The sequence below is a fragment of the Marinobacter salinisoli genome (assembly GCF_017301335.1).
GTDB lineage: Bacteria > Pseudomonadota > Gammaproteobacteria > Pseudomonadales > Oleiphilaceae > Marinobacter > Marinobacter salinisoli.
The window spans coordinates 2642268-2668824 of record NZ_CP071247.1 but is presented as its reverse complement, the minus strand read 5'-3'; the positions used below and the strand labels follow the sequence as shown (position 1 = coordinate 2668824).

The following is a 26557-nucleotide window of genomic DNA, read 5'->3' as shown; positions in this document are numbered from 1 at the left end:
CCAAAATTAAAGTTAGCACCACTGAAGCGTGACGCAACTTGGCGAAGTGCACTCTGAAGACGGAAATCTGCGGCGACTCAGGGAACCACTCGCACAACCAGACATAAAAAAAGCCTTGCCGGTGGCTCCGGACAAGGCTTGCCAATGACGAACACGGACGACGCCGGCTAGACAATCCAGCCAAACAGAAAGTCGAACAAGTTGGAGAAGAAGTTGGATACGCCGGACCCTCCTGAAGCACCGGCCTGATCTTCCTCGGGCCCATTGGCGTCGGTCGTTTCTGCCGTTGTTGTCGCGTCGGCGCTGGGCGCAACCGGATTACCCGTGATGACGCCCAGTTTTTCCAGCGACGACTGAGTACCATCGGCTTTCAGCTCATAGCGAGACTTGGTTGCAACACCGTCACTCTCATCTGCCGCGTCGGGCTGGCCCGGGTTCGCGACAGCAATTTGTTGCGCTGCCGCAGTTGAGGGAGCAGTTGCAGGCTTAGGCACTGCAACGACTGGTTCGGGTTGAGGGGCTGGGGCAGGCAATTTCGTTTCAGCCTTGGTGACCACCTGAGGTTTTGGCTGAGCGGGTTTAGCCACTGCTTTTACTGGTTTTTCCGGATCAGGCTTAGTCTCGGCAACCTTCACGGCTTTGGTAATCGGTTCGGGGACCGCCTTGGGCTCAGGCTTGACGGCGACCTCTGGTTTCTTTGCCTTGGGCTGGTCTTTTGTCCTCGCTACTGGCCGAGATTCAGTCCGCACTTGCTTCGAAGAACGCGTCTTCGTTTTGGTGAGCCCCAGTTCGGCCAAAGCGGCTTCCGGTGAAGCAACGTCATTGCCTGAAACCTTTTTATCCGAACCCGCTGAAACGCCCAGCGACTTGAGAGTCTGCGCGTCCAGAGTGCCTGTCGCTGTCAGCCCCGGACTCTGACCCTGATAGCGCTTGACGGCTGCACGAAGCGCATCGTCCATCCAGCCATCCGCCTGCCCGATGTCATAACCGGCACCGTACAGGGCGTTTTCAGCCGCAAAAATGAGCTTGACGTTGTTGCCCTGAGCTATTGCGCTGGCCGAAATGGCCAAAGAAAACACAATACCGTTTCTGAACATGCCGGAGCTGAAACAGCCCATGAGGTACTCTCCCTGATCGTTATTTTCACGCTTCAATACGTATAGTTATGGCAGCAACATATCAGCATTCCTGACAAAACCCTTTGAACGGGTTAACACAACGAATCACGCGGTGAAAACAACGGATTGCCAGCAATAGCTAGGGTACAAGATCAACCAGAAGCCCGCGGTAGAAACCCAGGGATTGGCTGGGGTGATAGGGGATTTCGCAGCGTTTATCGGTGTTGCGCCACTCATCGATGACAGTACCGTTCAGTCCGTCAATTTCATTCATCAGTTCGTTGGCGCTGTAGATACGATAAGGACAGAAAGCTGTGCTGATGTTTTGGAGGGTGTAGTAGCTCTGCTCAGGGTGAACAGGCAGCATATTTATGAGCAGGCGATCAGGCGGCGCTTTCATCTTCAGAATAATGGCGCTCAGGGACTCTTCCAGATATTGCAGTGAGCCGGAAAACAAAACGTAATCCCAGGGACCGGCGTTCTTATAGTCGTCACAGAAGGAGAGGGTTTTCGGTGCATTATTCACTTCGGCAAAGCGCCGGGCTTCCTCAAGCACCACCGGCAAATCGTAGACCTGCCAGGAAAACCCCTCAGGGAACGTCAGGTATTTATTCAGGGCGTAAAACAGCACCCCGCTATGACCACCAAAATCCAATAGAGATTGACCCGGTAACATCAGCCGGGAAAGCCAGAACGCGACCGGATAGTCGCAGGGGGCGATGGCCTGCATTCGGAAACGATACATTTCCGCTGATGCCGGTTCCGGGTTGTTATAGCCAAGGGGTTTGTTGGTTGGCGCGGCATCGCGTGCCGAAGCGAAATCGGGGTAAACGCCCCGGAACCAGTTAACGTGGATGGCCTGCGCAAAATCCCTAGCGTACCAACCATCAAGCATTTTTTGAATAGGCGGCACCGCTCCCATCCGCCGAACAAACGACCTGGTATGTTGAAACATTGCGCCACCCCCACGGAAAACACGCCGTCCCTGCGCGACAGGTTGTTTAACGGGAAATCTAGTCAACGCAAAGAACGTCCACCAGCCATCAGCAGCACGGACACCAACAATTTTTTTGCACGACAAGTTAGGGCCGGGCTCATTCCTGACGGAGTTTGTTCCTCAAGGCTTGCTGCAGTATTGGTGGGAACTACAGCGCAACCGAGACGGAAGGGGGCCATCACAGATTGTTGGATTCCGACCACTGCCGCAGGTCATCCAGCACCTTGAGCGCGCTTTTGCCGAAATTGGTGAGTGCATAGCTGACCGCGACCGGCCGCTCACTGATCACCGTTCTGGTCACCATGCCGCGGGCTTCCAGCTCCTTCAGGCGCTGGTCAATCATCTTCTTGCTGGCGCCTCCCAGCATGCGATTCAGATCATTGAAGCGAACCGGTCCATCCTTCAGATGAAAGATGATCGAGCCGGTCCATTTTCCGCCAATCATTCGCATGCCTTTTTCGATGGCGCAAGGCTCGGCACAACTATTGATCACCGTCTTCCGGCCAGCTGCATCTGTTTCAACGTAACTTCTTTTCGTGAGGTCCATGGATCACCCGGGTGGTTACCAAAAAGAGACTAATTGCCGCAAATTTTTAGGTAACCATAATATACCAGGTATCAAGTGGTAACCATCCGAAAGAGGAACGGAAATTTATGAGCAACATCCTGATTATCAACGCACACCACAAATATCCGTTTGCCGAAGGGCGGCTCAACGCCACCCTGACCCAGATGGCCAGCGAGATCCTCACAGCCAAGGGCCACAGCACGCGGGTGGTAGAAGTCGACGCAGGCTGGGATGTAAACACTGAGCTTGATAACCATCAGTGGGCGGACATTATTCTGCTGCAATCCCCGGTGAACTGGATGGGGGTCCCCTGGACCTTCAAGAAATACATGGACGAGATCTACACCGCCGGCATGGGCGGCGCACTGTGTAATGGCGATGGCCGCCACGAGGAAGCGCCCAAGAAAAACTACGGCGCCGGGGGAACGCTCACCGGTAAGCGTTACATGCTATCGCTCACCTTCAACGCCCCTGAAGAAGCATTCAACGATGACAACGAATACCTGTTCCAGGGCAAAGGCGTGGATGATCTATTCTTCCCCATGCACATGAATTTCAGATTCTTTGGCATGCAGGCGATGCCGACCTTCGCCTGCTATGACGTTATGAAAAACGCTGAACCGGAGCGGGATTTTGAGCGCTTCCTGGCTCATCTGAACGAAAACTTCTGAACCAACAGAATCCGGCCGAAGGAGCCAGAGCGCAAGGAATGCGCATGGCTCTGGTGGCAGAGGACGACAGACTTATGAGCGACCAACACACAGTCCATTGCGATTGCGGGGCGGTGGAGGTGACTATGCTGGGCCAACCGCGAGTACATGGCTATTGTCACTGCGAAGATTGCCGGGAACTTCTCCAGGTGCCGTACCACTCGGTGCTGGCCTGGGAGGGCGACAAAGTAGGGTTCAGCTCCGGAGAAGCCGATACCGTGGAGTTCAAGCACCCCGAAAAGCAAATGACACGGGTGTTTTGCAAGCATTGCGGTGAGGTTCTCTACAACACCAACAAAATGGGCTGGAAACTCGTTTCGCAGCTCTTGTTCAAAAAGTGTCATGGCGACGAACTGCCCGCTGGATTCGAACCAACCGGTCATTTCTTCTATGCTCGGCGGGTGATCGATATCGGCGACAATCTACCCAAGAAATAAAGCGCGACTCAGGCAAGGTGAGCCGGCCTGAATGGAGTGGCTTTGTCAGCCTGGTGATCGCGTGTCGCGCTCGAGACCTCCATGTTACGTTGCCAGTCCGTCTGACACGGACCCGAGCCTACCCCCTTGGGGATATGGCACTGGTTACGACCGGAGGGATAGCCTTGTGCAACCAATGACTTACCCAGGTAGCCTGATATGAAGACAAAATCGCAATGGCAAGAACTTGGCCAGAGCCTCAACTTCCGGAACCTTGCCTATATTAACGGGCGTTTCCAGCCTTCAGCTTCCGGTGAGACATTCCCCTCCATCAACCCGGCCACTGAAGAAGTCCTGGCTGAGGTAGCCAGCTGCGATCAGGCCGACGTTGATTTGGCGGTTACAGCGGCTCGTAAGGCGTTCCAGGCCGGCGTGTGGTCCCGCAAGTCGCCGGCAGAGCGCAAAGCCGTTCTTCTGCGTCTTGCAGACTTGATGGAACAGCACCGTGATGAACTTGCCGTCACTGACACCATGGACATGGGGAAATCCATTTCTGAGATGGTCTCCATCGATCTTCCGGATTCCATCGATTGCTTCCGCTGGACGGCAGAATCCATCGACAAGGTTTATGGCGAGATTGCCCCCACAGGCAATGACACGTTGGGCCTGATCAGCCACGAACCCGTTGGCGTGGTCGCAGCCATCACACCCTGGAACTACCCGCTGATGATGGCCACCTGGAAGCTCGCGCCGGCTCTGGCCGCGGGCAATTCCGTGATCCTCAAGCCATCCGAAAAATCGCCGCTCAGCGTCTTGCGTCTGGCGGAACTGGCCACTGAGGCAGGCATCCCCGATGGCGTACTGAACGTACTGCCGGGTTACGGTCACACCGCGGGCAAAGCACTGGCACTGCACCACGGCGTGGATGTGCTGGCATTCACCGGCTCCAGCCGGGTCGGGGGAATGCTGATGGAATACGCCGGGCAGTCGAACCTGAAGAAGGTCTGGCTTGAGGCTGGCGGCAAGTCACCCATGGTGGTCTTTGACGACTGCAGTAACATCGAAAAAGCCGCCCAAACCGCAGCCGCAGCAATTTTCTCCAACCAGGGTGAAGTCTGCATTGCCTGCTCACGGCTTTATTTACAGCGGTCTATCAAGGACCGGTTCCTGACGGCCCTGCTCGAAGCGGCATCGGCTTACCAGGGCGGCGATCCGCTTGATCCCGATACCCGGATGGGCGCATTGGTGGACAAGGCTCAGCTGGACACCGTGTCGCGCTACATCAAATCCGCAATGGATGATGGTGCCACCGTGCTGACAGGCGGACTGCCAGAGTACATTCCGGGGCGCGGTTTTTACGTCGAACCCACCATCATCGGTGACGCCAAAAATTCCATGACGTTCGTGCAGGAAGAAATCTTCGGACCGGTACTGGCGGTTGGCGAATTTGACGATGAAGCCGAGGCCATTGAGCTTGCAAATGACAACCGCTACGGCCTGGGCGCATCGGTCTGGACCGACAACCTCTCGCGCGCCCACCGGGTGAGCCGGGAAATCCAGAGCGGCATGGTCTGGGTGAATGGCTGGGGCGGCGGAGACTCCACGATGCCTTTCGGCGGCGTTAAGGCCTCTGGTAACGGGCGCGACAAGTCGCTGCACTCGATTGAGAAGTACACCGACCTTAAGACGGTCTGGATCAGCCTCTGACGCTTCGGCCAGGGCGGGCGCAGGGAGTGCGCCCGTGTCTGAGCAGCAAAAGCCGGTTAATCGTCCAGACTATTCAGATGGGCGATAAACTGGGTAAAGATTTCGGCCTGAGTGGATGTATTCAGGCGATTGTGAATATTCTTCCGGTGCACTTTCACCGTCCCAACGCTGATTTTCAACTGGTCGGCGATGGCTTGTGATGAATACCCCCGAAGTATCAGGTCAGTAATTTCCCGCTCCCGCTGAGTCAGCACACCGCTGGCAAAAGTTTTCAACGCCCGCTTCATGGGGCCATCCGAACGGCCATGCTGCAGATATTCCCGCGACTGCGATAGCCAGAACTGACGAACCAGGGCAGCCAGAATCGGGTAGAAATCACTTAACGCTTTCAGCTCGCTGCGCGAAATACTGTCCAGCGCCGCCTTGCGGCCCAGCGTCAGGGTGCAGGTCACCTCATCATCCAGCTGAATAATCAGGTTGATTTCATCGACCAGGCCAAAATCCTGGTAACAGGTCTGAAAATATTCCGTCTCTCTGAACGAGTCGGGCATGATGTCCGCGAGCCGAACCACGCCGGGGGCAATGCCGGATTTAATGGCGTGAAACAGCGGGTCGATCACATAGGCATGATTGATGTAGAGCCTCAGAGTGTCGCTTTGCTCTTCAGAATCTGTCGGGTGAAGCAGGATAGGGCGCAAAGATGATTTGTACGCCACCATAATGAAGGTGTCGTAAAAACAGATCGTTGAAAGAAACTCTTCAAGCACAGCTGGAAAGCTTCGAAGGCGCTGATGCTCTATCAGAACCGCAACACTCTTCTGCCAGCTGTCGTTGGCGTTAATTCGACTGACTCGTTCTCGCATAGATGCCCGTGGCGCGACCTTTCAAACCCGTACATGGATGGTGCAGAAGGCCCGTTCGATCGCGGGCTTTCGGATTGTTGAGCGCCGTCCGGCCTGCGCTCGATTCAGCGTTCCTGCGTTAACTCAGCGTAGGTCAGATCAACGCAGCGGAGTGTCTTTTTTCAGCCCTTCCACCCCGTGATCGGCGTCGGCAGGATGATGACCAGAGACGGCAAGACATCCTGTGACTGCCAGAGGCGCAGACGACCTGACCTTGGCGGCGGCAATGATCGCGGCAAACGGTTCGAACATCAATATCTGATTCCAAGAACAGACCGGCGCGCCCGCATCGTATACCCCCTGGGTGATAGTTACAGGGGAATCGGCGATGGTTTAGTGTTGAAGCATTGATAGAAACGGCAGCGTTCCAGAGAGAGACGTATGACAGTCAACAAAAACACCGAATTCGACTTTTTTATTACCGACCTGAACGGCAACTTACGTGGAAAAAGAATGCCTGCCGGCGCCTTGAAGAAAGTGCTGAACGAAGGCATCAAACTGCCCCGATCTGTTGTCGGGTTCGATTTCTGGGGCGCAGACGTACTCGACAATGGCCTGGTCTTTGAGACCGGCGACAGCGATGGCGTATGTTTCCCGGTCTCCGAAACACCGCTTCCCGTGCCCTGGTCAGATATTCCCCGGCACCAGATCCTCGCCATGATGTTTAACTCGGACGGTTCTCCGTTCGGGGCCGATCCGCGTCAGGTACTGAAACGCGTGGTCGACCGGTTCAAAGCGCGTGGCTTGCGCCCGGTTATGGCGACGGAACTCGAGTTCTACCTGATGGATGGAAAATCCGAAACCACGCAACGCCCGATTCCGCCTTTGTTGGCTGACGGGCGCGGCCGCCGACTCTCCAATACTGAGGGGTATGCGGTCGAGGAAATGGATGGGTTCGATGCGTTCTTTGCTGACATCCGCAAAGCGTGCGAAGCGCAGGGGATTGAGGCCGACACCATCATTGCCGAAATGGGCCCGGGACAGTTTGAGATCAACCTCAACCACGTTGATGACCCGTTGCTGGCCGGCGACCAGGCCATCCTGTTCAAACGTCTGGTTCGTGGCGTTTCCCGCCGCCACGGTTACGGCGCAACCTTTATGGCCAAACCCTACGCCGACCAGAGCGGCAATGGCTTCCATGTCCACTTCAGCCTGCTTGACGAATCCGGCCGCAACGTCTTCGACAACGGCACCGAAGAGGGCAGTCAGATGATGAAACAAGCGGTCGCCGGCATGATGAAAACCATGCCCGACACCATGCTAGCGCTGGCGCCAAACCTGAACTCTTACCGTCGTTTCATGCCGGGCGCCCACGCACCAACCGTGGCCAGCTGGGGCTATGAAAACCGCACCGTTGCATTGCGCATCCCGGAAAGCCCCTGTGCCGCCCGACGGATTGAGCACCGCGTAGCCGGCGCCGACGCGAACCCCTACCTGGTTCTGGCATCGGTCCTTGCCGGCGCGCTCTACGGCATCGAACACAACCTGGAGCCGGCCGCCCCGACCGAAGGCGATGCCTATGCGGAAAGCGACGAATCGCTGGTGCTGCCAAACAAATGGGAAGATGCCACCCACGCGTTCGAACACAGCACCGTGCTGAAAGACTATCTGGGCGAGGAGTTTCAGCGCGTCTACAGCGCCGCCAAGCGCCAGGAACAGCGTCTGTTGAGCGAGCGCATCACTGACGTGGAATACGAAGCTTACCTCGGGCTGCTCTGAGCCCATTTCTGAGATACCCGACAACCTGCCCAACCTCCGGCCCGACTGGCAACCGGCCAGGCAAACCGGAGGGCGGCAGACGCTTTGAACTGGAGAACACGGATGACCTTGAAGATTGGTATTCTGGCCACCGGCATCACACCGGACCCACTGATTGGCGAGTTTGGCTCTTTCGCCGACATGTTCCAGCGCCTGTTCAAGCAGGCCGGCCAAACGTTTGATTACGTCAACTACGACGTTCGTGACGGTGAATTTCCCGAGTCAGCCACCGCCTGTGACGGCTGGATCGTAACCGGCTCGAAATCTAACGTGTACGAAAACCTGCCCTGGATGCAGAGGCTCAAGGTCCTGATTCGCGACATTTACCAGGCAGACCGTCCGATGCTCGGCATCTGTTTTGGCCATCAGATCATTGCCGATGCGTTCGATGCGCACGTGCACAAGTATTCCGGCGGGTGGGGAGTAGGGCTGCACGAATACACCCTGACCAGAGAGATTGAAGGGCTGGATCTGAGCGCCTCAACATTCACGCTGAGCGTCATGCATCAGGATCAAGTGCTGGAAAAACCGGCCGCCGCTGAGGTGCTCGCTGAATCCGCTTTCTGCCCGTACGCCGTCCTTCAGTACGACAACCGCATCCTGACGTTCCAGGCGCACCCGGAATTTGATGTCACTTTCGAGACCCGGCTGGTGAAGCATTTGCGCGGCCAGTCGGTCCCAGAGGCTGATGCCGATCAGGCACTGGAAGGGCTTTCAAAGCCGGACGCGGCGACAGACTCCATGGCGATTGCCAGATGGATGGCGGGATTCCTGCGGCGCGATAAGGCTGAGACCAGCACCACCAAGCCCCGGCAGGAAGTCGCGAGCGCCTGCTGACGCCGTGCCGCCCACCGCCAACGAAAGAGCCGGCCAAGCAGCCGGCTTTTTTGTGCCTTCGATCGAAGGGACGCTGCCTTTCCAGGATGCCCAGCATGTTCAATGCGCCCGGCCACAGAAATTACTTACGGCTAAAGAACCAGTGTTTTTGTCACGATATTTTGGCCGTTCCGGCCACGATACGCTGACATAGCCCACCAGTTTTGGCCGCCTCGATGATTTCCGCCTTTTAAACAAAAAGGGGGGGGAGCGTAAAAGGCGTAAAAGGGGACGGAGTGATTTAAAATTGACCAACACGCAAAATGGTTAAAAATAAACCCCTCTTTCCCCTTAAACTTAGAGTCTGACCCTATTGATTGCCGTTAATTCGGGGTACCCGTTGAATCCAGGCGAATGATTCCGTTTGCGCTGGCTGATCGATAACTGGCAAATCCCCCGCCAACGTAGATGCTGCCACCACTAACGGGGGCGATACTCCATACCGCCTGGTCAAATCCTGTACCAGGATCAAACCCGGCGTCGAGGGAACCATCACTGTTGAGCCGGGCGATACGGCGCCTGGCGGTGCCATGATAGTCTGTGAAATCTCCGCCAACATAAATATCACCACTGCCATCGGTTGCCAGTGCGATACTAAGTACGACGTCGTTAAATCCCAGGCCTGAATCAAACCCGGCATCGTGGGAGCCGTCACTGTTGAGTCGGACGATGCGATTTCTGGTAGTGCCGTCGTAATCCGTGAACCGTCCACCAACGTAGAGGTCACCACTGCCATCGGCAGCCGGTACAATGCTAAAAACAGCAAAATTAAATCCCGTACCCGGATCGAATCCGGCATCGTTGGAACCACTACTATTAACACGCACGATACGATCCCTGGCATTGCCGCGGTAAAGGCTAAAAGGTCCTCCAGCGTAGATATCGCCACTGCCATCATTTGCCAGTGCAACACTAGTAACAACTGCGTTAAAACCGGTACCCGTTACAAATCCGGCATCGTTGGACCCATCGTTGTTGATGCGTGTGATGTAATCCCTGGCATTGCCGCGGTAAAGGGTAAAATTTCCGCCAACATAGATATCGCCACTGCCATCGGTTGCCAGTGCGATGGACAGAACTTCGTCATTAGCACTCGTACCCGTAATAAACCCGGCATCGTTGGAACCATCGCTGTTCAGCCGCTTAATGAAATCTGTGAAATTCCCACCGATGTAAATGTCACCGCTACCGTCAGTTGTCGGAGTGACATCACTAACATAGCGCATAATCCCTGCTCCCGGGTCGAACCCGGTATCGAGGGTTCCGTCATTGTTGAGTCGGGCAATACGGTTTATTTCAGTACCGTCGAAATTCGCAAAAGCTCCACCCACGTAGATGTCGCCACTGCCGTCGGTGGCGATAGCAATGCTGAAAACAAAGCCATCAAATCCAGTTCCAGGATCAAAGCGACTGCTTTGAGAACCGCCACCACCGCCACCGCCACCGCCACACCCAATGAGCAAGAGGGCAAGGCAGCCAAGCATGAAGTAATTCGAGATCTGTTTTAGAGGATACATATACCGCTCCCTGTTAATGGGGCTTCAATAGCAGCTTAGTTAAGTTTCGAGCGCAATCAATGGAATACCGTTTTTCTCCCGAATCGTTGATGTCAGCTGAAAGAAAGGCAAAGAGACGAGGCTTCGGGTTTATTCTTTTAGCTATGGTTTTGGCTGCGTTACTGTTATTTCCGATCGCGTGGTATTTCAGCCTGATTCCATCCCTGGTGCTTCTGCTCCTCGGTGCCAGTGAGCTAAGGGGGCATACGGTTGCGTTCGAAAAATCCGGAGGGACATAAGATTTGTTACCACAAGTGATGGCATCCGAATTCACACGAGCCCGGAGCGGCAATCCTTTCGGATGTTCTGGAAGGACATGTCAGTTGAAGATGAAAAAGTGAAGAACGGCGTTGTAACCAGCTTTACTGTCCGAACTGTCAACAAGTACTGGAAGACCCAAGAGTTTACAGACGACATTGAGTCGTTCATCGATTTCCAGCAGACCGCCTGTGAAAAACTCGAAACTTAACAAGCCACTGTTGCGGACTGCCGGTGCTACGCACCGTCAGCCGCAAAGCTTAGCGTTATGTGTAAGGGTAATGACGCGCTTCAGCAATATGATGTCGTGCGAATCACAGCGCTCTACGACCAATTCAGCAGTTCGAGTGTCTGGCTTGGATCTAATGCGCCAACTGTGGGTGATGAAGTCACAGTAATCGAGGTGTATGAACAGCCCTCGCTTGCATACGATTTGGAGTGCGTGGCATCCGATGGAAGCACTAAATGGGCGGCAACCTTCAAGCCCGGAGATGTAGACCTTGAGTTGGTCAGACAAAACACATAACAAGTGACTGTGGCCCGCGAATCCAATGTCCGCTTTGCGACCGCCCGGCCAAATTCTGATGACAATCTCCAGCCACATTAAGGTGGCATGACCGACTAGCCCCTGCGGTCAGGGTCAGGGCTGCAGGACTCCAGAATCGGCACCACAAACGGTTTATGTTCCCGAATCTCGTCCATGGTCAGACCGTTCAGCTCGTACGGAAACACCAGCCAGTCATCGGTGCGATGCAGGCAGTAGTCTGGCTGCAGCGTCGTTTTGTTGAACGCAGGTCGCTGCCACAATGTGGCGACTTTCACGTCCCTGGGCATGTTCCGCTTGCAGTTACGCTCCAGCTTGTCGATCACCGCCTTGATGTTCAGACCGGTGCTGAAGACATCATCTACGATCAGCAGACCATCATCCGCGTTCAGGTTTTCCAGCAGGTACTGGGTGCCATGAACACGGATTTCCGAATTCGGCGACGCCACCATGTTGTGATAGTAGGGCTGCCCACGGTAGGAGGTACGCAGCGCGATATGATCGGTCATGACGCCAAGGGTCTGCAGGCACTCCTGCACGTAGATCCCGATGGAGCTGCCCCCGCGCCACAGCCCGACAATAAACGTGGGGCGAAATCCGCTTTTGAATATCTCTACGCCCAGCCTGAACGCATCGAGGATCAAATCTTCTTCTTCGAGATAGTGCTTTTTCATACTGACCCCGGTTGCCAAGAGGGAACGAGCAAGAGAATATACCCGATTGCCCGAAAAGTGCGACCCGCGAGAGGCGTAATACTCCATGAGTAAGAAACAACACCTGACCGCCCAGGGTCTGCTGGAAGACTCCTATCGCCTGGCCGCCAAAATCGTCGCCAGCGGATTTCAGCCTACCTTCATGATTGCCGTGTGGCGTGGCGGTGCCCCGATCGGAACCGCGGTGCAGGAGTTTCTCGACTTCCATGGCATTACCACGGACAACATTGCCATTCGTACCTCGTCCTACAGCGGGATTGATGAACAGAGCCGGGAGGTCAAGGTATTCGGCCTGAACTACCTGGTAAAGAATGTGCGACACGAGGATCGCCTGCTGATTGTCGACGATGTCTATGACACCGGGCGATCGATCGAGGCGATTATCGATGAGTTACGCACCCGTGCCCGCCTCAACACGCCGGCCGACATCCGGGTTGCCGTTCCGTATTACAAGCCGAGCCGGAATCAGACCGACCGAATCCCCGACTACTACATTCACGAAACCGAAGCCTGGCTCAAGTACCCCCATTCGCTGGAGGGGCTGACGCGGGAAGAGATCGCTGAAAACCGCCCCGCCATCTACGAGATCATCCGGGACTATCTTCCCGAGTAACCGGCCCGGCGGAGGGACGAAGTTCGTTAAAGCGGAGGCTGGAAATAAGGGAAGGGGAATGTGCCAGGCAGAGCCTTGCCCTGCCTGGCGAAGTGGCTAGCGATCAGGCGACCGCGTAGCCAAGCACTACCAGAGAAATGAAGGCCAGTGTCGCGCCAATCAATGCGTAAGGAATCTGCGTCAGGGCGTGCTGCATTGGTGTACAGCCGGAACCGGTAGACGACAGAACCGTTGAATCACTGAAGAAGCAGGCATGGCTGCCGAAGGCGGAGGCAGACAGCAGGGCGCCCACGGTCAGCGGCATGGATACACCCATGGACAGGGCCAGCGGAATGACGATCGGCAGGGATACCACGAACACACCCCAGCTTGAACCGGTCGCAAACACCACGGCAGCCATGGACACGAATACCAGCGCCGGCAGCAGCTCGACAGACAGGTAAGGCGTCAGTGTTTCAATGATGTATGTGGTCATGCCCAGCTGGTCATTGATTTCCTTGATCATGAAGCCCGCCGCGACAACGGCAATCGGGTGCAACATAACCTTGAAGCCATCCAGCATGGCATCAGCCAGCTGACCAAAGCTCATCAACCGCTGCCAGAAATACAGCACCATGGTGAAGCAGGACGCCACCAGAGCACCCAGAAGCAGGTCAATTTCATAGTAGATGCTGGCCGTAACCAGTACGGCCATCGGCAGAACGAAGTTCATCATGCCGACCAGTACCGGCGGACGCTTGACGTGAGTGGTATCAAAACCAATGGACTCAACGCCATCGGGAATCGGCTGACCTTTCTGGGCCCGCAGCTCTGCCTCTTTCATCGCGCCCATGTCTTTGAGCTTGCCAGTGGCGACCAGCAGCACCACGATCAGCGCAGCCCAACCATACGCCATGTAAGGAATGGACTCGATGTACAGGGACATGCCCTGACCCTCAGCCACGGCACCGTTTTCTTCAAGCAGGGCGCCGAAATACACCGCCCAGGTAGACAGCGGTACCAGAATACAAACCGGTGCGGCCGTGGAATCCACCAGGAACGCCAGCTTCTCACGGGAGATGCGGAAGCGATCGGTCAGGTTTTTCATGGAGGCCGACACGGCCAGCGAGTTCAGATAATCGTCGATGAAGACTGCCAGGCCAAGGAAAGATGTGGTCAACATGGTGCCGCGCTTGGTCTTCACACGTTTCGCCAGGAAGTCACCAAAGCTCAGCACGCTGCCGCCACGCTCAAGGATGTTGATCAAACCGCCCATCATGCCGCACACCAGCACAATCCAGGCAATCGTTTCGTTCTGAACCACACCCATGGACAAATCGCCAAGGCTGGTGACCAGCGAGGTCGGGTCAAGCAGGAGCAGACCGGCGATGATACCGGCAAAAATCGACTCAAGGGGTTTCTTGGTTTTGATCGCGACAAGTACGATCAGCAAAGAAGGCAGCAGGCTGACAAAGCCATAGGAATCCACATCCCCATACTGCGACGACAAATAAGCAAAGCCGGCCATGATCGCGCCGTAGATGCCGATGGAGTAAAGCGGTCCGCGCTCTCGAGTCTCCTTCGCTTGATCCTCCATCGAGGGGTATTCAGTCAGGGTTTGGGAAGCGTCTTGTGTCATTTCTATACCCATGATTTATTTTTTTAAGGAATTGCGGCGACTTGCTCGCCGCAGTAACTACAGGTCAATGCCGTGCGCCGGGCTCTCAATGGCCCGTCTCTCAGGTGATTTCCTCAGACGCCCAGCTGGTCGCGCATGTTGTAGTACCAGGCGCCCATGGCGGTGAACGGAATCCGGAACAGTCGACCGCCCGGGAACCGGTATTGCGGCAGACCGGCAAACACATCGAAGCGCTCAGCCTGGCCACGAATGGCATCGCTGATAACCTTTCCGGCCAGATGCGAACAGGTGACGCCATGGCCGCTGTAGCCCTGGGCGTAGTACACGTTGCTACCGATGCGGCCAAACTGCGGCAGGCGCATCAGCGTCAGCAGGAAGTTGCCGGTCCAGGCGTAATCCACCTTGGTGCCGCGCAGCTCGGGGAAGGTCTTGAGCATGTTCGGAACAATCAGAGACTCAACCTTTGAGGGTTCGCGCGCCCCATAGGTGACGCCGCCACCATAGATAAGGCGGCCATCACCGGACAGGCGATAGTAATCCAGCAGGTAATTGCAGTCTTCAACGCAGTTGTCTTTCGGCAGCAGGCGCTTCTGAACATCCTCTGGCAGTGGTTCGGTCGCAATCACCTGGGTGCCGCACGGCATCGCTTTGGACTCCAGCTTCGGCAACAGACCGTTGAGGTAAGCGTTACCGGCCACCAACACATAATCAGCGGTCACGCTGCCGTGCTCGGTTTTCACGACGGCCATTGAGCCTTCCTCAATACTGATGGCAGGCGTGGCTTCGTAGATGGTTCCACCCAGTGACTCGACCGCTGCAGCCTCACCGAGAACCAGGTTCAGCGGATGGAAATGGCCACCGGTATGATCGATAAGTGCACCGGTGTAACGGTCGGTGCCGATGTGTTCCATGGTTTGCTTGCTGTCCAGCAGCTCAAGCCCCTCGTGGCCATGGGACTCCCACAGCGCTTTCTTCTCCTCCAGCTCGTTGAACTGCCGGCGATTGCAGGCGGCGAAGATACCGCCTTCTTTCAGATCACACTGGATGTTGTAGTCGCGAACGAAGCGGCGCAGGATACGGCCGCCTTCAAAGGCCATCTGGCCCATCTGCTTGCCAACGTCCTTGCCGTAGTGCTTTTCGATGAAGTCGATATCGCGGCTGTAGCTGTTCACGATCTGGCCGCCGTTCCGACCGGACGCACCGAAGCCGATCCGGCTTGCTTCAAGAACCGTTACTCGGTAGCCGGCCTCGGCGAGGTGGAGGGCGGTCGACATGCCGGTATAGCCCGCACCAATAATGCAGACATCGGTTTTGATGTGCTCTTTCAGGGGCGGGCGCATCCGCGTGTCATTGGCGGAGGCCGCGTAATAGGAAGAGGTGTGTGACGGTGTTTGCACGATGTCGCTCCCGGAATCGCATGAGTTATAGGTCTTACAATGCCTGTAACGTTACGAGATCCGTGGAAACGCCTATATACCCCCCAGGGTATATTTTGCGTTCAAAGGCCCAACTTTGGTGCAGAAAACAAAAACGCCACCCCAAAGGGTGGCGCCGCAGACTGGCGGAAACCAGCTTAGCTCAGGGTCGCAAAACAGCGATCCAGAATATCCATGCTCTCGTCGATCAGCTCGTCGCTGATGGTGAGTGCGGGCAGGAAGCGCACAACGTTGCCGCGAATACCGCAGGACAGCAGGATCAAGCCGTTCTGGCCGGCTTCGGTGATGAGTGCCTTGGTCAGCTCCGGATCCGGACAGTTGACGTTGCCGTCCACCACCAGTTCCATGGCAATCATCGCACCCAGGTTGCGCACATCGCCGATACGGGCAGGGAAGCGCTGCTGCAACTGACGCAGACGCGCGGTCATCCGCTCGCCGATGGACAGGGCACGCTCGCAAAGGTTTTCTTCCTTGATGATATCCAGCACCGTCAGCGCTGCCGCGCAACCAATGGGGGAACCACCGTAGGTGCCGCCCAAGCCACCGGGGCCGGGGTGATCCATGATCTCAGCCTTGCCGACTACCGCAGCAATCGGGAAGCCGCCGGCGATGCCTTTGGCCATGGTCATCAGGTCGGGCTCGACACCGGAGTATTCAGTGGCGAACATGCGGCCTGTGCGGGCAAAACCGGTCTGAATTTCATCGGCAATCAGCAGGATGCCGTGCTGGTCGCAACGCTCGCGCAGCGCCTGCATGAATTCCGCCGGTGCCGGATAGAAACCACCTTCGCCCTGAACCGGCTCGATGATTATGGCCGCCACACGGTTCGGCTCGATATCACACACGAACAGATCGTCCAGAGCCGCCAGTGATTCCTCAACGGACACCCCGTGATACGCATTCGGGTACGGCGCATGGAAGATGTCGGCCGGGAATGGGCCAAACCCTGCTTTATACGGCTTAACCTTGCCAGTCAGCCCCATGGTCAGATTGGTACGGCCATGGAAACCGCCCTTGAAGGCGATAACACCCGGACGGCCGGTGTAGGAGCGCGCGATCTTGACACAGTTTTCAACGGCTTCCGCACCGGAGGTGACGAATACGCTCTTTTTCGGGGTAGTGCCGGGCGCAATGTCGTTGAGCTTCTCGGCCAGTTCAACCGCGGACTCGTAAGGTGTCACCATCAGACAGGTGTGGCTGAAACGCTCGAGCTGAGCCTGTACAGCGGCCTGGATACGAGGATGGCTGTGCCCGGTGTTGTTGACGGCAATGCCGGCACCCAGATCAATGAAACGGTTACCCTCAACGTCCCAGATTTCCGCGTTGCGGGCCTTGTCTACGTAGACCGGATGCAGAGCGCCCTGGCCCTGTGCCATAGCGGCAGAACGGCGCTGATGAAGAGATTGATTGGACATGAGCGTGTCTCCTTGTAGTAAATGACGGGTCAGCGAATGCCGCCCATGCACAGGTATTTGATTTCCACAAAGTCATCGATACCGTAGCGAGAGCCCTCGCGACCAATACCGGATTCCTTGATGCCTCCGAACGGCGCCACCTCATTTGAGATCAGGCCTTCGTTGATGCCCACCATGCCGTATTCCAGGGCTTCGGCAACGCGCCATACGCGGCCGATATCGCGGCTGTAGAAATAGGCTGCCAGGCCAAACGGCGTGTCATTCGCCAACGCAATGGCTTCCGACTCCTCATTGAAACGGAACACCGTGGCGACAGGGCCGAAGATCTCCTCCTGGGCGATACGCATAGACGCGGTAACACCGGTAACCACGGTGGGCGGATAGAAATTGGGGTTGTCAGGGGTGCTGGTATGCTCTTGCGCGACCCGGGCACCGGCAGACACGGCGTCGTCTACCAAACCGCGCACCTTGGCGACCGCTTTGTCGTTGATCAGAGGGCCGATGGTGACACCGTCTCCAAAGCCATCCCCGACAGTCAGGGCGGCAACCGCGGCATTCAGCTTTTCCACGAATTCATCGTGAACGCTGTCCTGAACCAGAATTCGGTTGGTGCAAACACAGGTTTGCCCGGCATTACGGAACTTGGAGGCCATCAAACCGGTGATGGCGGCATCGATATCCGCATCGTCGAACACGATGAAGGGCGCGTTACCACCCAGTTCCAGCGACACCTTCTTAACGGTGTCGGCGCACTGGCGCATCAGCAATTTGCCAACCGGCGTTGAGCCGGTGAACGACAGCTTTCGAACGCGGGAATCCTCGCACAGGGTCCGGCCAACTTCCGGCGCCTGAAGGGTGGTCACCACGTTCAAGACACCTGCCGGAATGCCGGCCTGGGCACTCAGCTCCGCCAGGGCGAGGGCACTCAGCGGAGTATCTTCACCGGGCTTGATGACCACCGTGCAACCGGCTGCGAGTGCGGGCGCTACTTTGCGGGTAATCATGGCGATCGGGAAGTTCCAGGGCGTAATTGCTGCCACAACACCAATCGGCTGCTTGATGGTTACCAACCGCTTGTCGGCGCCGTGGGCCGGAATCACATCCCCGTAAATCCGCTTGGATTCCTCGGCGAACCACTCAACGAAAGACGCACCGTAGGCTACTTCGCCCTTGGCTTCAGCGAAGGGCTTGCCTTGCTCGCTGGTCATGATGCGGGCCAGGTCGTCCTGGTGCTGCATGATCAGGTTGAACCAGTTGCGCAAACGAGCCGCACGCTCCTTCGCCGTCAGCGCCTGCCATGCAGGCATCGCAGCTTCCGCCGCGTCGATCGCCGCGCGGGTTTCATCGCCACCTAGATCCGGAACCTGGGCGATGGTTTGGCCGGTACTGGGATTGAAGACCGGAAACGTATGGGCTTTGGCAGCGGAAACCCACTCGCCGTTAATGTATGCGCGGTCCCGAAACAGCTCGGGGGCATTAAGTTCTGGCGTCATAAATCGCTCCTAACAGCCTAAAAACAGGGCCTATACAGTTTGGGAGGATGGTAAACGGAAGGGTTTGTGTGATAAATGTGGCGCATTAGGCGTTAACGTTGAGAGCGATCAAACAATGAAGAAAGACCTGAGGGTCAGCCTTGGCCAGGTGGGCGATTATGAAATCCGACTGCTCAAGGTATTCGAGGCGGTCGTTGAAAGCGGCGGATTCTCGGCGGCGGAGAGCGAGCTGAGCATCGGACGTTCGACCATCAGCACTCACATCGCCAACCTGGAGGAACGCCTGGACCTGAAACTTTGCCGGCGGGGGCGCGGCGGATTCTCGCTGACCGAGGAGGGCGTTGAGGTCTACGAACTGATGAAGGGGCTGTTTTCGGCCATCGAGGGATTTCGCGCCGGTGTCAACGCGCTGCATGTCCGGCTGACCGGTGAGCTGCGCATCATCGTCAGCGATGCCATCTGTATGGACCCCCAGTCACGGCTACCGGATGCCATTGCCCGGTTCTCCGACGCAGCTCCGGAAGTGAATGTACTGCTGGACGTCAAGGCACTCAACGATATCGAGCGGATGGTACTGAATGACGAAGCCGATATCGGTCTGATTCCGTTTCACCGCCAACTGTCCGGACTGAATTACTCCTCACTGTACGCGGATCATTTCCACCTGTACTGCAGCCGAACCCATCCATTGTATGACGCCGAGCCCTCAGACGACCTGCAGGATAAGGTGCTCGCCAGCAAGGTGGTCCACGCCGGGATTCATACCAGCCCGGAAGTGGGTAGTCAGTTGGCCGACATGAACAAGGCCGCCATTTCCTATTTCTACGAGGCGCGCCTGGCCATGATTCTGTCCGGCGCCTATGTCGGCTTCATGCCCGACGCCTACGTCGAATCCCAGGTGGCAACCGGGGAGCTCAAGCCGCTGATACCGGAAATCAAACATTATTCACTGGAAATCGCCGCAATAACCCGAACCCATGGCCGGGCGAACCGGCCCCGGGATCTTTTTCTGCAAATGCTGAATCAACTGACTCAGACAGACCTAAACTAAAGAAAGAGGCCAGCCAATAGCCAGCCTCTGAAATAACAGATTTACCGGGTGATGCCATGTCTATTTCCGTGTTCGATCTTTTCAAAATCGGAATTGGCCCATCCAGTTCCCACACGACCGGACCGATGGTCGCAGGGGCCCGGTTTGCCGAGCAGTTAGAAGCCAGCGATGCCCTGCCGAATGTGCACAAAATTCAGGTGCAGTTGTTTGGTTCACTGAGCGCCACAGGCGTTGGTCACGGTACTGATCATGCCGTGGTGATGGGTCTGATGGGCTATCGGCCCGACACCGTCGACCCCGACATCATTGCGCCCACGGTGGAAAAACTGAAACAGAGCAGCGTGTTAAGCCTTCTGGGCCGCCATTCGCTGGCCTTTGACTGGCACCACGACCTCTGTTTCGAGGAGGCGGCGCTGCCGTACCACCCCAACGGGCTTCGATTTCACGCCCTGGACAAGAACAACCAAACGCTCCTCAGCAACACCTTTTACTCCATCGGCGGTGGCTTCGTGATTGAAGAACATGAGGCCACCAAAGACGCCAGACTGGTCCCGCAGTCATCCGTGCCTTTCCCGTTCAACCACTGCGCCGAACTGCTGGCGCTGTGTAACAAGAAAGGGCTCCGCATCAGCCAACTGGTGCTGGAGAACGAAAAAACCTGGCGCCCTGAACCTGAAATCCGGCAGGGGCTGATGACCATCTGGGCCGCAATCAAAGACTGCGTAGCCACCGGATTAAGCAAAGAGGGTCCGCTGCCGGGCGGCCTGGGGGTGGAGCGCCGCGCCAAGAACCTGCACGAATCATTGCTTAACAGCCGCAATCCCAACGTGATCAGCTCGACACTCGGCGCCATGGACTGGGTCAACCTGTACGCACTGGCGGTGAACGAAGAAAACGCCTGCGGCGGCCGCATGGTGACGGCACCCACCAACGGAGCGGCCGGCATCATTCCCGCGGTGCTCATGTACTACATGGAGTTTGAGCCGACAGCCTCCGAGGACCATGTGGTGGATTTCCTTCTGGCCGCCTCGGCCATCGGCGCCCTGTGCAAGGAGAATGCCTCCATTTCCGGCGCCGAAGTCGGCTGCCAGGGGGAAGTGGGGTCAGCCTGCGCCATGGCAGCAGCAGGGCTGTGCGAGGTGCTGGGTGGCTCCCCGGAGCAGGTGGAGAACGCCGCAGAGATCGGCCTGGAGCATAACCTTGGACTGACCTGCGATCCCGTGGGCGGGCTGGTTCAGGTACCCTGCATAGAACGCAACGCCATTGCCGCCGTCAAAGCCATAAATGCCGCGCAAATGGCTTTAAGAGGAAGCGGCAAGCATTTCATATCACTCGATAAAGTGATTGGAACCATGCGGGAAACCGGGAAGGACATGCAGGACAAGTACAAAGAAACGTCCCGTGGCGGGCTGGCCGTAAATACCACCGAATGCTGACCAACAGGGCAAGTTGAAAAACGCCCGGTTTCGTTCGCCGGCCTATCAAACACGGCCCTCAAAGCACTATCCTATAGAGATACCGCGAACCAATCTGCTTGATAGACCTCTGGAAAAAGGCAAGGAAACCTTATGAATCTGATCATCATCGGCGCCGGCATCATGGGCACCACCTTTGCTGTGCTGGCCAAGGAGCTGGCACCCGAGCTGGACGTCACCATTCTGGAGCGACTCGGCGAAGCCGGGGGTGGCAACTCATGGGCGTTCAACAACGCCGGGACAGGGCACGAGGCCAATTGCGAACTCAACTACACGCCTGTCGATGAAGAGGTTATTTCGGTCGAGAAAGCCCTGAAAATCCACGCCCAGTTCAATATTGCCAAACAGTTCTGGGCCCACCTGGTGAAAACGGGGGCGATCAAAGACCCGAAAACATTCATCAACCAGACCAAACACTGCACCATCGTATCGGAAGCCTCCGTCAACGAGCTTCGCCTTCGGTTCAAGGAAATGTCCGCCCATCATTTCTTTGAAAACATGAAATACTCAGAAGACTTCGACGAAATTAAAAGCTGGATCCCCTTCCTGATGGAGGGACGCTCCCGAACGGAAAAAATGGCCGCCACAGCCATTGAAACCGGAACAGACGTCAACTTCGGCGCCCTGACCGCCCAAATGGCAGAGTATGCCGTTAACACGCTTGGCGTGAAGATCGAATACAACACCCACGTGCGCCGGGTACACAAAAGCCCCTCCGGCAGCTGGCTGATCGAAACCGAGAGCCGGGGCTCAGCGACCCAGTTCAAGGCCGACAAACTGTTTGTCGGCGCAGGCGGTGGTGCATTCCCGCTGCTGAAAAAAAGTCATTTACCCTTTGGGCGGCGTTTTACAGGATTTCCGGTGGGCGGCCGATTCCTGAAAGCCAACATATCCAGGGAAGAAGCCGATCAGTACCGCGCCAAGACCTACGGCAAGGCCAAAGTTGGCGCACCCCCCATGTCTGTGCCACACCTCGATCTGCGCGTGGCGGATGGACAGCATTACCTGCTTTTCGGCCCTTTCGCTTCGTTCAAGCCGGTTCTTGAGAAAGGTCGAGGCTTCTTCGATTACCTCAAAGCCATGCGCTTTCACGACATCCCAAGCATGCTGAACGTCGCCATTGAACACTTTCCGCTGGTGAAGTATCTGGTGTCAGAAACCTTCAAGGGCGAGAAGAGCATGCTCGAAGAGCTGGAGGATTTTGCGCCGGGACTGAGCAAAAAATTCCAATGGAAAGCCATTGAGGCCGGCCAGCGGGTGCAAATCATCAAGGACGGCGACCTGCAAATGGGCACCGAAGTGATCGTATCCACCGACAAGACCTACGGAACCCTGCTGGGCGCATCGCCCGGGGCATCCGTTTCACCGGAAGTCATGCTGCATTGCGTGGAGCGCCTGCTGCCGGAGCTGGCTTTTTCCGATCAGGCCAAGCAAAAAATCCGGGACATATTCCCAGAGCCAGAGCTGGAGACACTGACCACCAATGCCGCCCGCTATCGGGAGGTGCGCGATGCGGCCAACGAAATCCTCGGCATCACCGCTCAAGGGGCCGAAGCAAAACCAACAACATCCGGCTGAAAGCATCACAATCAAGCGGCAACCCGCCAAAAAACGACTATGGTAATAACGTCGCAGCAAGAGCCATTGGCTGCTGCGCTAACACCATACCCACGACGGCAATTTTTGGGGGGAACCGCTATGACTGATGCCAGTGCTGACGGCACCTATCAGTGCGCACGGGAAGAATGCAACTGCAGAGTGGCCGATGACGAAACACACTACAAAACGGCAACCGGTATCTTCTGCTGCAAGGAGTGCTCTGAGGGAAAAGGCTGCCATCACTCCGGATGCAACTGCGGCACGAAAGGCGGTAGTTGAGGGGAATTGCACAGAAAGCGATTGGCGGCAATGAACGGCATATCCTGCCTGTCCGCCAATCGCGTTGTTTCGCGTCCTGCGATAACGGAACTTGCTCCCTCACACCATATCGGCTGACGGCGGAGGCTTACCTCCGAATGCGAACATCGCGATGCGGGTAGGGGATGGATATACCCGCATCATCAAATGCCTCCTTCATTTGATGCGTCAGATCCCAGTACACATCCCAGTAATCAGCCGACTTCACCCATGGCCGGCAGACAAAGTTCACCGAGCTGTCGGCAAGCTGATGGACGCGCAACGTGGGCTCAGGCTTGCTTAGGATCGCAGGATGACTCTTGACCACGCGCTGCATAACCGCGAGCGCATCGGGAATGGAATCTTCGTAGGAGATGCCAAACACCATATCCACCCGCCGCACCTTGCTCGCCGTGACGTTGGTGATGACATTGCCCCAAACATTTTTATTGGGAATCACGATGAGCTGGTTGTCCGGCGTGGCGATCGTCGTGGCAACAATACTGACTGACTTCACCGTGCCACCGACACCGCCGACCTCGACGTAATCGCCCTCATCGAACGGCTGGTTAACCATGATCATCAACCCGCTCGCGAGGTTACCCAACGTGTCCTGAAGCGCAAACGCCAAAATGAAGGACGCGCCGCCAATCATGGCGAAGATCGGCGCAATGTTGACGCCCAGCCCGGCCAGCACAAGCAAAATACCCAGAGTAAGAACGAGCCAGAAAACCAGCCCAACCAGAAACGTTTCCAGAAGCTTTGAGATGGTGGGCACCCGTCCAATCCATTTTCGGGCCGCGGCTCCGGCCATGCGTGCCACCGCGAGCAAGCCCAGTACGGCAAGCAGGGCGATTCCAAAATTTATCATCACGGCAATTCCGCCATCACGCCGGGTCGACCAATCCAGAATCGCAACCAGAATGGCCTTGGGGCTGGCCAGAACGGTCTCGCTGAACAGGATGGCTTCCCGGTAGGTGCGCAGATCACGCACCAACTCAGGATCACCGCCTTTCGCCTCATAGGCACTCACGACCAGATTGAAGCGCTCCAGCACCTCCATGCGCGCCTCAACCATCGAAGCGACTTCCTTATAACCCTCCTTGGCATCCGCCTCAGGATCTTTTCTCAGCCTGATTTTCGTTTCGGAAATCTTCTCGGTCTCGGATTTGACGACTTGCTGCCAGGCCAACGCAAGGGGCTTCAGCTCTTCCTTGGTCATCGGCACGGTGCGATGGGAGAGCTCATCAATGGGAATGTCCGGATCTGCCAGGGCCGTATAGTCCGCCGATTTGGCAGCGGGTCCCGAAGGCTCCTGGGCCAGAGCCGGATTGAGGGCCAGGAGGATGCATGCAAGAAAGAGGAACAGGGCGCTTGGTACTCGCATTGATGATCTCTTTTTTAATCAAGGTCACTATCAGGGGCTGAAAACGTTACAGCGAGGACTGGAGCTCACCGAAACGTCTGAACAACGCGCCCATTCAGTCTAGTACACGGGGGCCGCAGAAAGGTGGCAGCCAATCAGCCGGCACATGGCCGGTTTTTGTGGGGAAAGCTATCGGAACCTTGCTCAAAAAAATTGCAGAACAGGCTTGGTGCACTAGATTACAAACATGAAGATGGACGTTCTTGACCGGATCAAGCCCCAATCAGGATTGGGCTGGCGTCATTCGGCAGTGTCGGGGAACGATAGCTGATTGAAACCGGGAGAAAACCGAATGAACGCTTGGCGAAACAGGCAAATGGGATGCTTGCTGGGAATGGTGGCCGGCATGGGACTGTCCATGATGGCGTCAGCCCAGGACAACAATGGAGACAAACCGAATATTCTGGTGATCTGGGGCGATGACATCGGGATCACCAACATCAGCCATAACAACCGCGGCCTGATGGGTTATCGAACCCCGAACATCGACAGAATTGCGGACGAAGGCATCGCTTTCACCGATTATTACGGCCAACAATCCTGTACTGCCGGCCGGGCTGCCTTTGTCGGCGGAACCGTACCCGCGCGCACCGGCATGACCAAAGTCGGGCTGCCCGGCGCACCTGAAGGCTGGCAGGAATCGGACATCACCATCGCCGCCGTCCTCAAGTCGCTGGGTTATGCCACTGGCCAGTTTGGCAAAAACCATTTCGGCGACCGGGACGAGCATCTGCCCACCAACCACGGTTTTGATGAGTTCTTTGGCAATCTGTACCACCTGAATGCCGAGGAGGAGCCAGAGCACCGGGATTACCCGGGTGACTATGTGCTGCCAAGCGGTGAAACCTTTGAAGAAAAGTGGGGGCCGCGGGGCGTTCTGAAAGTGACCGTGAACGACGATGGTGAGCAATCCATCGAAAACACCGGCCCTCTGACCAAAAAGCGGATGGAAACCGTCGATGAGGAAACCCTCGAGGCGGCGAAAGACTTCATTAAACGTCAGCACGAAGCCGGCAAACCCTTCTTTACCTGGTGGAATGCCACACGTATGCATTTCCGCACCCACGTGAAAGAGGAAAATACTGGCATTAGCGGGCCAAGGGGGAACGAATACCACGATGGCATGGTTGAACATGATCGCCATGTCGGCGAGTTACTGAAACAGCTCGACGAACTCGGCATTGCTGACAACACCATTGTGTTCTATTCCACGGATAACGGCCCTCACTTCAACACCTGGCCAGATGCCGGTACCACGCCATTCCGCAGTGAGAAAAACTCTAACTGGGAGGGCGCGTACCGTGTTCCGGCCTTCGTGCGCTGGCCGGCCAAATTCCCGGCAGGTGAAACCGTCAACGGCATCGTTGCTCACGAAGATTGGTTGCCAACGTTTGCCGCCGCTGCCGGCAAGGACGACATCAAGGAAGATCTTCTGGACGGCTATGAAGCAATCGGCCGCGACTACAAGACCCATCTTGATGGCTACGACATGACCGGCTACCTGTCCAAGGCAGGCAGCTTCGAAACCATCGACGAAGACATTGCCGCCTCACCGCGCAAGGAGTTCTGGTACTTCAATGACGACAGCCAGGTAGTTGCCATGCGACTGGCCGACTGGAAAGGTGTCTTCCTGGAGAATCGGGGCACGGCCTTTGAGGTCTGGCGGGAGCCGTTCACCGAATTGCGCGTACCGCTGTTGTTCAACCTGCGCCGCGATCCGTTTGAAAAAGCCCAGCATAACTCCAACACCTACAACGACTGGTTCCTGGATCGGGCCTTCGTGCTGGTGCCAATGCAGGCCGCCGCGGCGCAGTTCGCACAGACCTTTATTGAATACCCGCCAAGTCAGAAGCCAGGCTCCTTCAATCTTGAAGCGATCGTTGAAAAACTGAAGGAATCCAGCGGGGCACGCTGAGCCTGCAGGTCACGAAAGGGCGCCTGGATGGTCTTCTGCCAAGCGCCCACTCCTATTCCGAATCAGCTTCTCAGCGTTCTGCAGTCGTTTGGCAAA

At 56.5% G+C, this 26557-nt stretch carries 22 protein-coding genes; 10 read left to right on the top strand and 12 right to left on the bottom strand.

The genetic code is table 11. The annotated features are described in order from the left end of the window. Positions 1-167 precede the first annotated feature (167 nt). The 3 genes from LPB19_RS12120 to LPB19_RS12110 all read right to left on the bottom strand — a co-directional run bounded on the left by LPB19_RS12120 (position 168) and on the right by LPB19_RS12110 (position 2662). The gene (locus LPB19_RS12120) at positions 168-1118 is read right to left on the bottom strand and encodes a peptidoglycan-binding domain-containing protein (RefSeq protein ID WP_206643160.1); all 951 of its coding nucleotides are present in this window, start codon (positions 1116-1118) and stop codon (positions 168-170) included. Positions 1119-1257: 139 nt separating this feature from the next. Then, positions 1258-2199: a methyltransferase, TIGR04325 family gene (locus LPB19_RS12115; protein WP_206643159.1), complete on the bottom strand. Its 942-nt coding sequence runs from the start codon at positions 2197-2199 to the stop codon at positions 1258-1260. Between the two features lie 94 nt (positions 2200-2293). Next, positions 2294-2662 carry a winged helix-turn-helix transcriptional regulator gene (locus LPB19_RS12110; protein WP_206643158.1) on the bottom strand — a complete coding sequence of 123 codons (369 nt, stop codon included), beginning with the start codon at positions 2660-2662 and terminating at the stop codon, positions 2294-2296. Positions 2663-2769: 107 nt separating this feature from the next. On the opposite strand from LPB19_RS12110, the gene LPB19_RS12105 reads away from it, so the two are divergent. From LPB19_RS12105 to LPB19_RS12095, 3 genes are all read left to right on the top strand, one after another. Continuing rightward, positions 2770-3354: an NAD(P)H-dependent oxidoreductase gene (locus tag LPB19_RS12105; RefSeq protein ID WP_206643157.1), complete on the top strand. Its 585-nt coding sequence runs from the start codon at positions 2770-2772 to the stop codon at positions 3352-3354. Between the two features lie 44 nt (positions 3355-3398). Beyond that, positions 3399-3830 (top strand): GFA family protein, encoded by a 432-nt coding sequence (locus tag LPB19_RS12100; RefSeq protein WP_206643156.1) that lies wholly within the window; start codon positions 3399-3401, stop codon positions 3828-3830. Between the two features lie 198 nt (positions 3831-4028). After that, the gene (locus LPB19_RS12095) at positions 4029-5516 is read left to right on the top strand and encodes an aldehyde dehydrogenase (protein WP_206643155.1); all 1488 of its coding nucleotides are present in this window, start codon (positions 4029-4031) and stop codon (positions 5514-5516) included. A gap of 56 nt (positions 5517-5572) precedes the next feature. On the opposite strand, the gene LPB19_RS12090 is transcribed toward LPB19_RS12095, so the two are convergent. Then, entirely contained in the window at positions 5573-6379 is an 807-nt protein-coding gene (locus tag LPB19_RS12090) for a response regulator transcription factor (protein WP_206643154.1), read from the bottom strand. A gap of 138 nt (positions 6380-6517) precedes the next feature. Continuing rightward, entirely contained in the window at positions 6518-6670 is a 153-nt protein-coding gene (locus tag LPB19_RS12085) for a hypothetical protein (protein ID WP_206643153.1), read from the bottom strand. Positions 6671-6799: 129 nt separating this feature from the next. Here LPB19_RS12085 and LPB19_RS12080 point away from each other — a divergent pair, with 129 nt between their 5' ends. Next, the gene (locus LPB19_RS12080) at positions 6800-8137 is read left to right on the top strand and encodes a glutamine synthetase family protein (RefSeq protein ID WP_206643152.1); all 1338 of its coding nucleotides are present in this window, start codon (positions 6800-6802) and stop codon (positions 8135-8137) included. 102 nt (positions 8138-8239) lie between these two features. Beyond that, positions 8240-9013 (top strand): type 1 glutamine amidotransferase, encoded by a 774-nt coding sequence (locus tag LPB19_RS12075; protein ID WP_206643151.1) that lies wholly within the window; start codon positions 8240-8242, stop codon positions 9011-9013. Positions 9014-9375: 362 nt separating this feature from the next. Here LPB19_RS12075 and LPB19_RS12070 read toward each other — a convergent pair whose 3' ends face one another. Beyond that, complete coding sequence (locus LPB19_RS12070; protein WP_206643150.1) at positions 9376-10569, bottom strand: hypothetical protein; 1194 nt, start codon at positions 10567-10569, stop codon at positions 9376-9378. Between the two features lie 918 nt (positions 10570-11487). Next, a complete protein-coding gene (locus LPB19_RS12065; protein WP_206643149.1) occupies positions 11488-12084 on the bottom strand; it encodes a phosphoribosyltransferase in 597 nt (198 codons plus the stop codon). A gap of 85 nt (positions 12085-12169) precedes the next feature. Here LPB19_RS12065 and LPB19_RS12060 point away from each other — a divergent pair, with 85 nt between their 5' ends. Further along, positions 12170-12736, top strand: a complete 567-nt coding sequence (locus LPB19_RS12060) for a phosphoribosyltransferase (RefSeq protein WP_206643148.1) — start codon at positions 12170-12172, stop codon at positions 12734-12736. Positions 12737-12839: 103 nt separating this feature from the next. Here the strand turns inward: LPB19_RS12060 and LPB19_RS12055 are convergent, their stop codons facing one another. The 4 genes from LPB19_RS12055 to LPB19_RS12040 all read right to left on the bottom strand — a co-directional run bounded on the left by LPB19_RS12055 (position 12840) and on the right by LPB19_RS12040 (position 18698). Continuing rightward, a complete protein-coding gene (locus LPB19_RS12055) occupies positions 12840-14354 on the bottom strand; it encodes a Na+/H+ antiporter NhaC family protein (protein ID WP_206643147.1) in 1515 nt (504 codons plus the stop codon). 113 nt (positions 14355-14467) lie between these two features. Further along, positions 14468-15754 carry an NAD(P)/FAD-dependent oxidoreductase gene (locus LPB19_RS12050; protein WP_228289276.1) on the bottom strand — a complete coding sequence of 429 codons (1287 nt, stop codon included), beginning with the start codon at positions 15752-15754 and terminating at the stop codon, positions 14468-14470. Between the two features lie 173 nt (positions 15755-15927). After that, positions 15928-17205 (bottom strand): 4-aminobutyrate--2-oxoglutarate transaminase, encoded by a 1278-nt coding sequence (gene gabT, locus LPB19_RS12045; protein ID WP_206643146.1) that lies wholly within the window; start codon positions 17203-17205, stop codon positions 15928-15930. A 29-nt stretch (positions 17206-17234) separates the two neighbouring features. Continuing rightward, on the bottom strand, positions 17235-18698 hold the full coding sequence (locus tag LPB19_RS12040; RefSeq protein ID WP_206643145.1) for an NAD-dependent succinate-semialdehyde dehydrogenase: 1464 nt from the start codon (positions 18696-18698) through the stop codon (positions 17235-17237). 115 nt (positions 18699-18813) lie between these two features. Here LPB19_RS12040 and LPB19_RS12035 point away from each other — a divergent pair, with 115 nt between their 5' ends. The 3 genes from LPB19_RS12035 to LPB19_RS12025 all read left to right on the top strand — a co-directional run bounded on the left by LPB19_RS12035 (position 18814) and on the right by LPB19_RS12025 (position 22802). After that, positions 18814-19749 carry a LysR family transcriptional regulator gene (locus LPB19_RS12035; RefSeq protein ID WP_206643144.1) on the top strand — a complete coding sequence of 312 codons (936 nt, stop codon included), beginning with the start codon at positions 18814-18816 and terminating at the stop codon, positions 19747-19749. 56 nt (positions 19750-19805) lie between these two features. Beyond that, a complete protein-coding gene (locus LPB19_RS12030) occupies positions 19806-21185 on the top strand; it encodes an L-serine ammonia-lyase (protein ID WP_206643143.1) in 1380 nt (459 codons plus the stop codon). Positions 21186-21317: 132 nt separating this feature from the next. Continuing rightward, positions 21318-22802 carry a malate:quinone oxidoreductase gene (locus LPB19_RS12025; protein ID WP_206643142.1) on the top strand — a complete coding sequence of 495 codons (1485 nt, stop codon included), beginning with the start codon at positions 21318-21320 and terminating at the stop codon, positions 22800-22802. Between the two features lie 427 nt (positions 22803-23229). On the opposite strand, the gene LPB19_RS12015 is transcribed toward LPB19_RS12025, so the two are convergent. Then, complete coding sequence (locus tag LPB19_RS12015; RefSeq protein ID WP_206643140.1) at positions 23230-24507, bottom strand: mechanosensitive ion channel family protein; 1278 nt, start codon at positions 24505-24507, stop codon at positions 23230-23232. Positions 24508-24838: 331 nt separating this feature from the next. On the opposite strand from LPB19_RS12015, the gene LPB19_RS12010 reads away from it, so the two are divergent. Then, entirely contained in the window at positions 24839-26461 is a 1623-nt protein-coding gene (locus LPB19_RS12010) for an arylsulfatase (RefSeq protein ID WP_228289105.1), read from the top strand. The last annotated feature ends 96 nt before the right edge of the window (positions 26462-26557 follow it).

What these genes read in the sequence shown, in the direction of transcription:
- LPB19_RS12120 (WP_206643160.1), bottom strand. Translation starts at nt 1,118, where the DNA reads ATGGGCTGTTTCAGCTCCGGCATGTTCAGAAACGGTATTGTGTTTTCT.
- LPB19_RS12110 (WP_206643158.1), bottom strand. Translation starts at nt 2,662, where the DNA reads ATGGACCTCACGAAAAGAAGTTACGTTGAAACAGATGCAGCTGGCCGG.
- LPB19_RS12105 (WP_206643157.1), top strand. Translation starts at nt 2,770, where the DNA reads ATGAGCAACATCCTGATTATCAACGCACACCACAAATATCCGTTTGCC.
- LPB19_RS12100 (WP_206643156.1), top strand. Translation starts at nt 3,399, where the DNA reads ATGGCTCTGGTGGCAGAGGACGACAGACTTATGAGCGACCAACACACA.
- LPB19_RS12095 (WP_206643155.1), top strand. Translation starts at nt 4,029, where the DNA reads ATGAAGACAAAATCGCAATGGCAAGAACTTGGCCAGAGCCTCAACTTC.
- LPB19_RS12090 (WP_206643154.1), bottom strand. Translation starts at nt 6,379, where the DNA reads ATGCGAGAACGAGTCAGTCGAATTAACGCCAACGACAGCTGGCAGAAG.
- LPB19_RS12085 (WP_206643153.1), bottom strand. Translation starts at nt 6,670, where the DNA reads ATGTTCGAACCGTTTGCCGCGATCATTGCCGCCGCCAAGGTCAGGTCG.
- LPB19_RS12080 (WP_206643152.1), top strand. Translation starts at nt 6,800, where the DNA reads ATGACAGTCAACAAAAACACCGAATTCGACTTTTTTATTACCGACCTG.
- LPB19_RS12075 (WP_206643151.1), top strand. Translation starts at nt 8,240, where the DNA reads ATGACCTTGAAGATTGGTATTCTGGCCACCGGCATCACACCGGACCCA.
- LPB19_RS12070 (WP_206643150.1), bottom strand. Translation starts at nt 10,569, where the DNA reads ATGTATCCTCTAAAACAGATCTCGAATTACTTCATGCTTGGCTGCCTT.
- LPB19_RS12065 (WP_206643149.1), bottom strand. Translation starts at nt 12,084, where the DNA reads ATGAAAAAGCACTATCTCGAAGAAGAAGATTTGATCCTCGATGCGTTC.
- LPB19_RS12060 (WP_206643148.1), top strand. Translation starts at nt 12,170, where the DNA reads ATGAGTAAGAAACAACACCTGACCGCCCAGGGTCTGCTGGAAGACTCC.
- LPB19_RS12055 (WP_206643147.1), bottom strand. Translation starts at nt 14,354, where the DNA reads ATGACACAAGACGCTTCCCAAACCCTGACTGAATACCCCTCGATGGAG.
- gabT (WP_206643146.1), bottom strand. Translation starts at nt 17,205, where the DNA reads ATGTCCAATCAATCTCTTCATCAGCGCCGTTCTGCCGCTATGGCACAG.
- LPB19_RS12040 (WP_206643145.1), bottom strand. Translation starts at nt 18,698, where the DNA reads ATGACGCCAGAACTTAATGCCCCCGAGCTGTTTCGGGACCGCGCATAC.
- LPB19_RS12035 (WP_206643144.1), top strand. Translation starts at nt 18,814, where the DNA reads ATGAAGAAAGACCTGAGGGTCAGCCTTGGCCAGGTGGGCGATTATGAA.
- LPB19_RS12030 (WP_206643143.1), top strand. Translation starts at nt 19,806, where the DNA reads ATGTCTATTTCCGTGTTCGATCTTTTCAAAATCGGAATTGGCCCATCC.
- LPB19_RS12025 (WP_206643142.1), top strand. Translation starts at nt 21,318, where the DNA reads ATGAATCTGATCATCATCGGCGCCGGCATCATGGGCACCACCTTTGCT.
- LPB19_RS12015 (WP_206643140.1), bottom strand. Translation starts at nt 24,507, where the DNA reads ATGCGAGTACCAAGCGCCCTGTTCCTCTTTCTTGCATGCATCCTCCTG.
- LPB19_RS12010 (WP_228289105.1), top strand. Translation starts at nt 24,839, where the DNA reads ATGAACGCTTGGCGAAACAGGCAAATGGGATGCTTGCTGGGAATGGTG.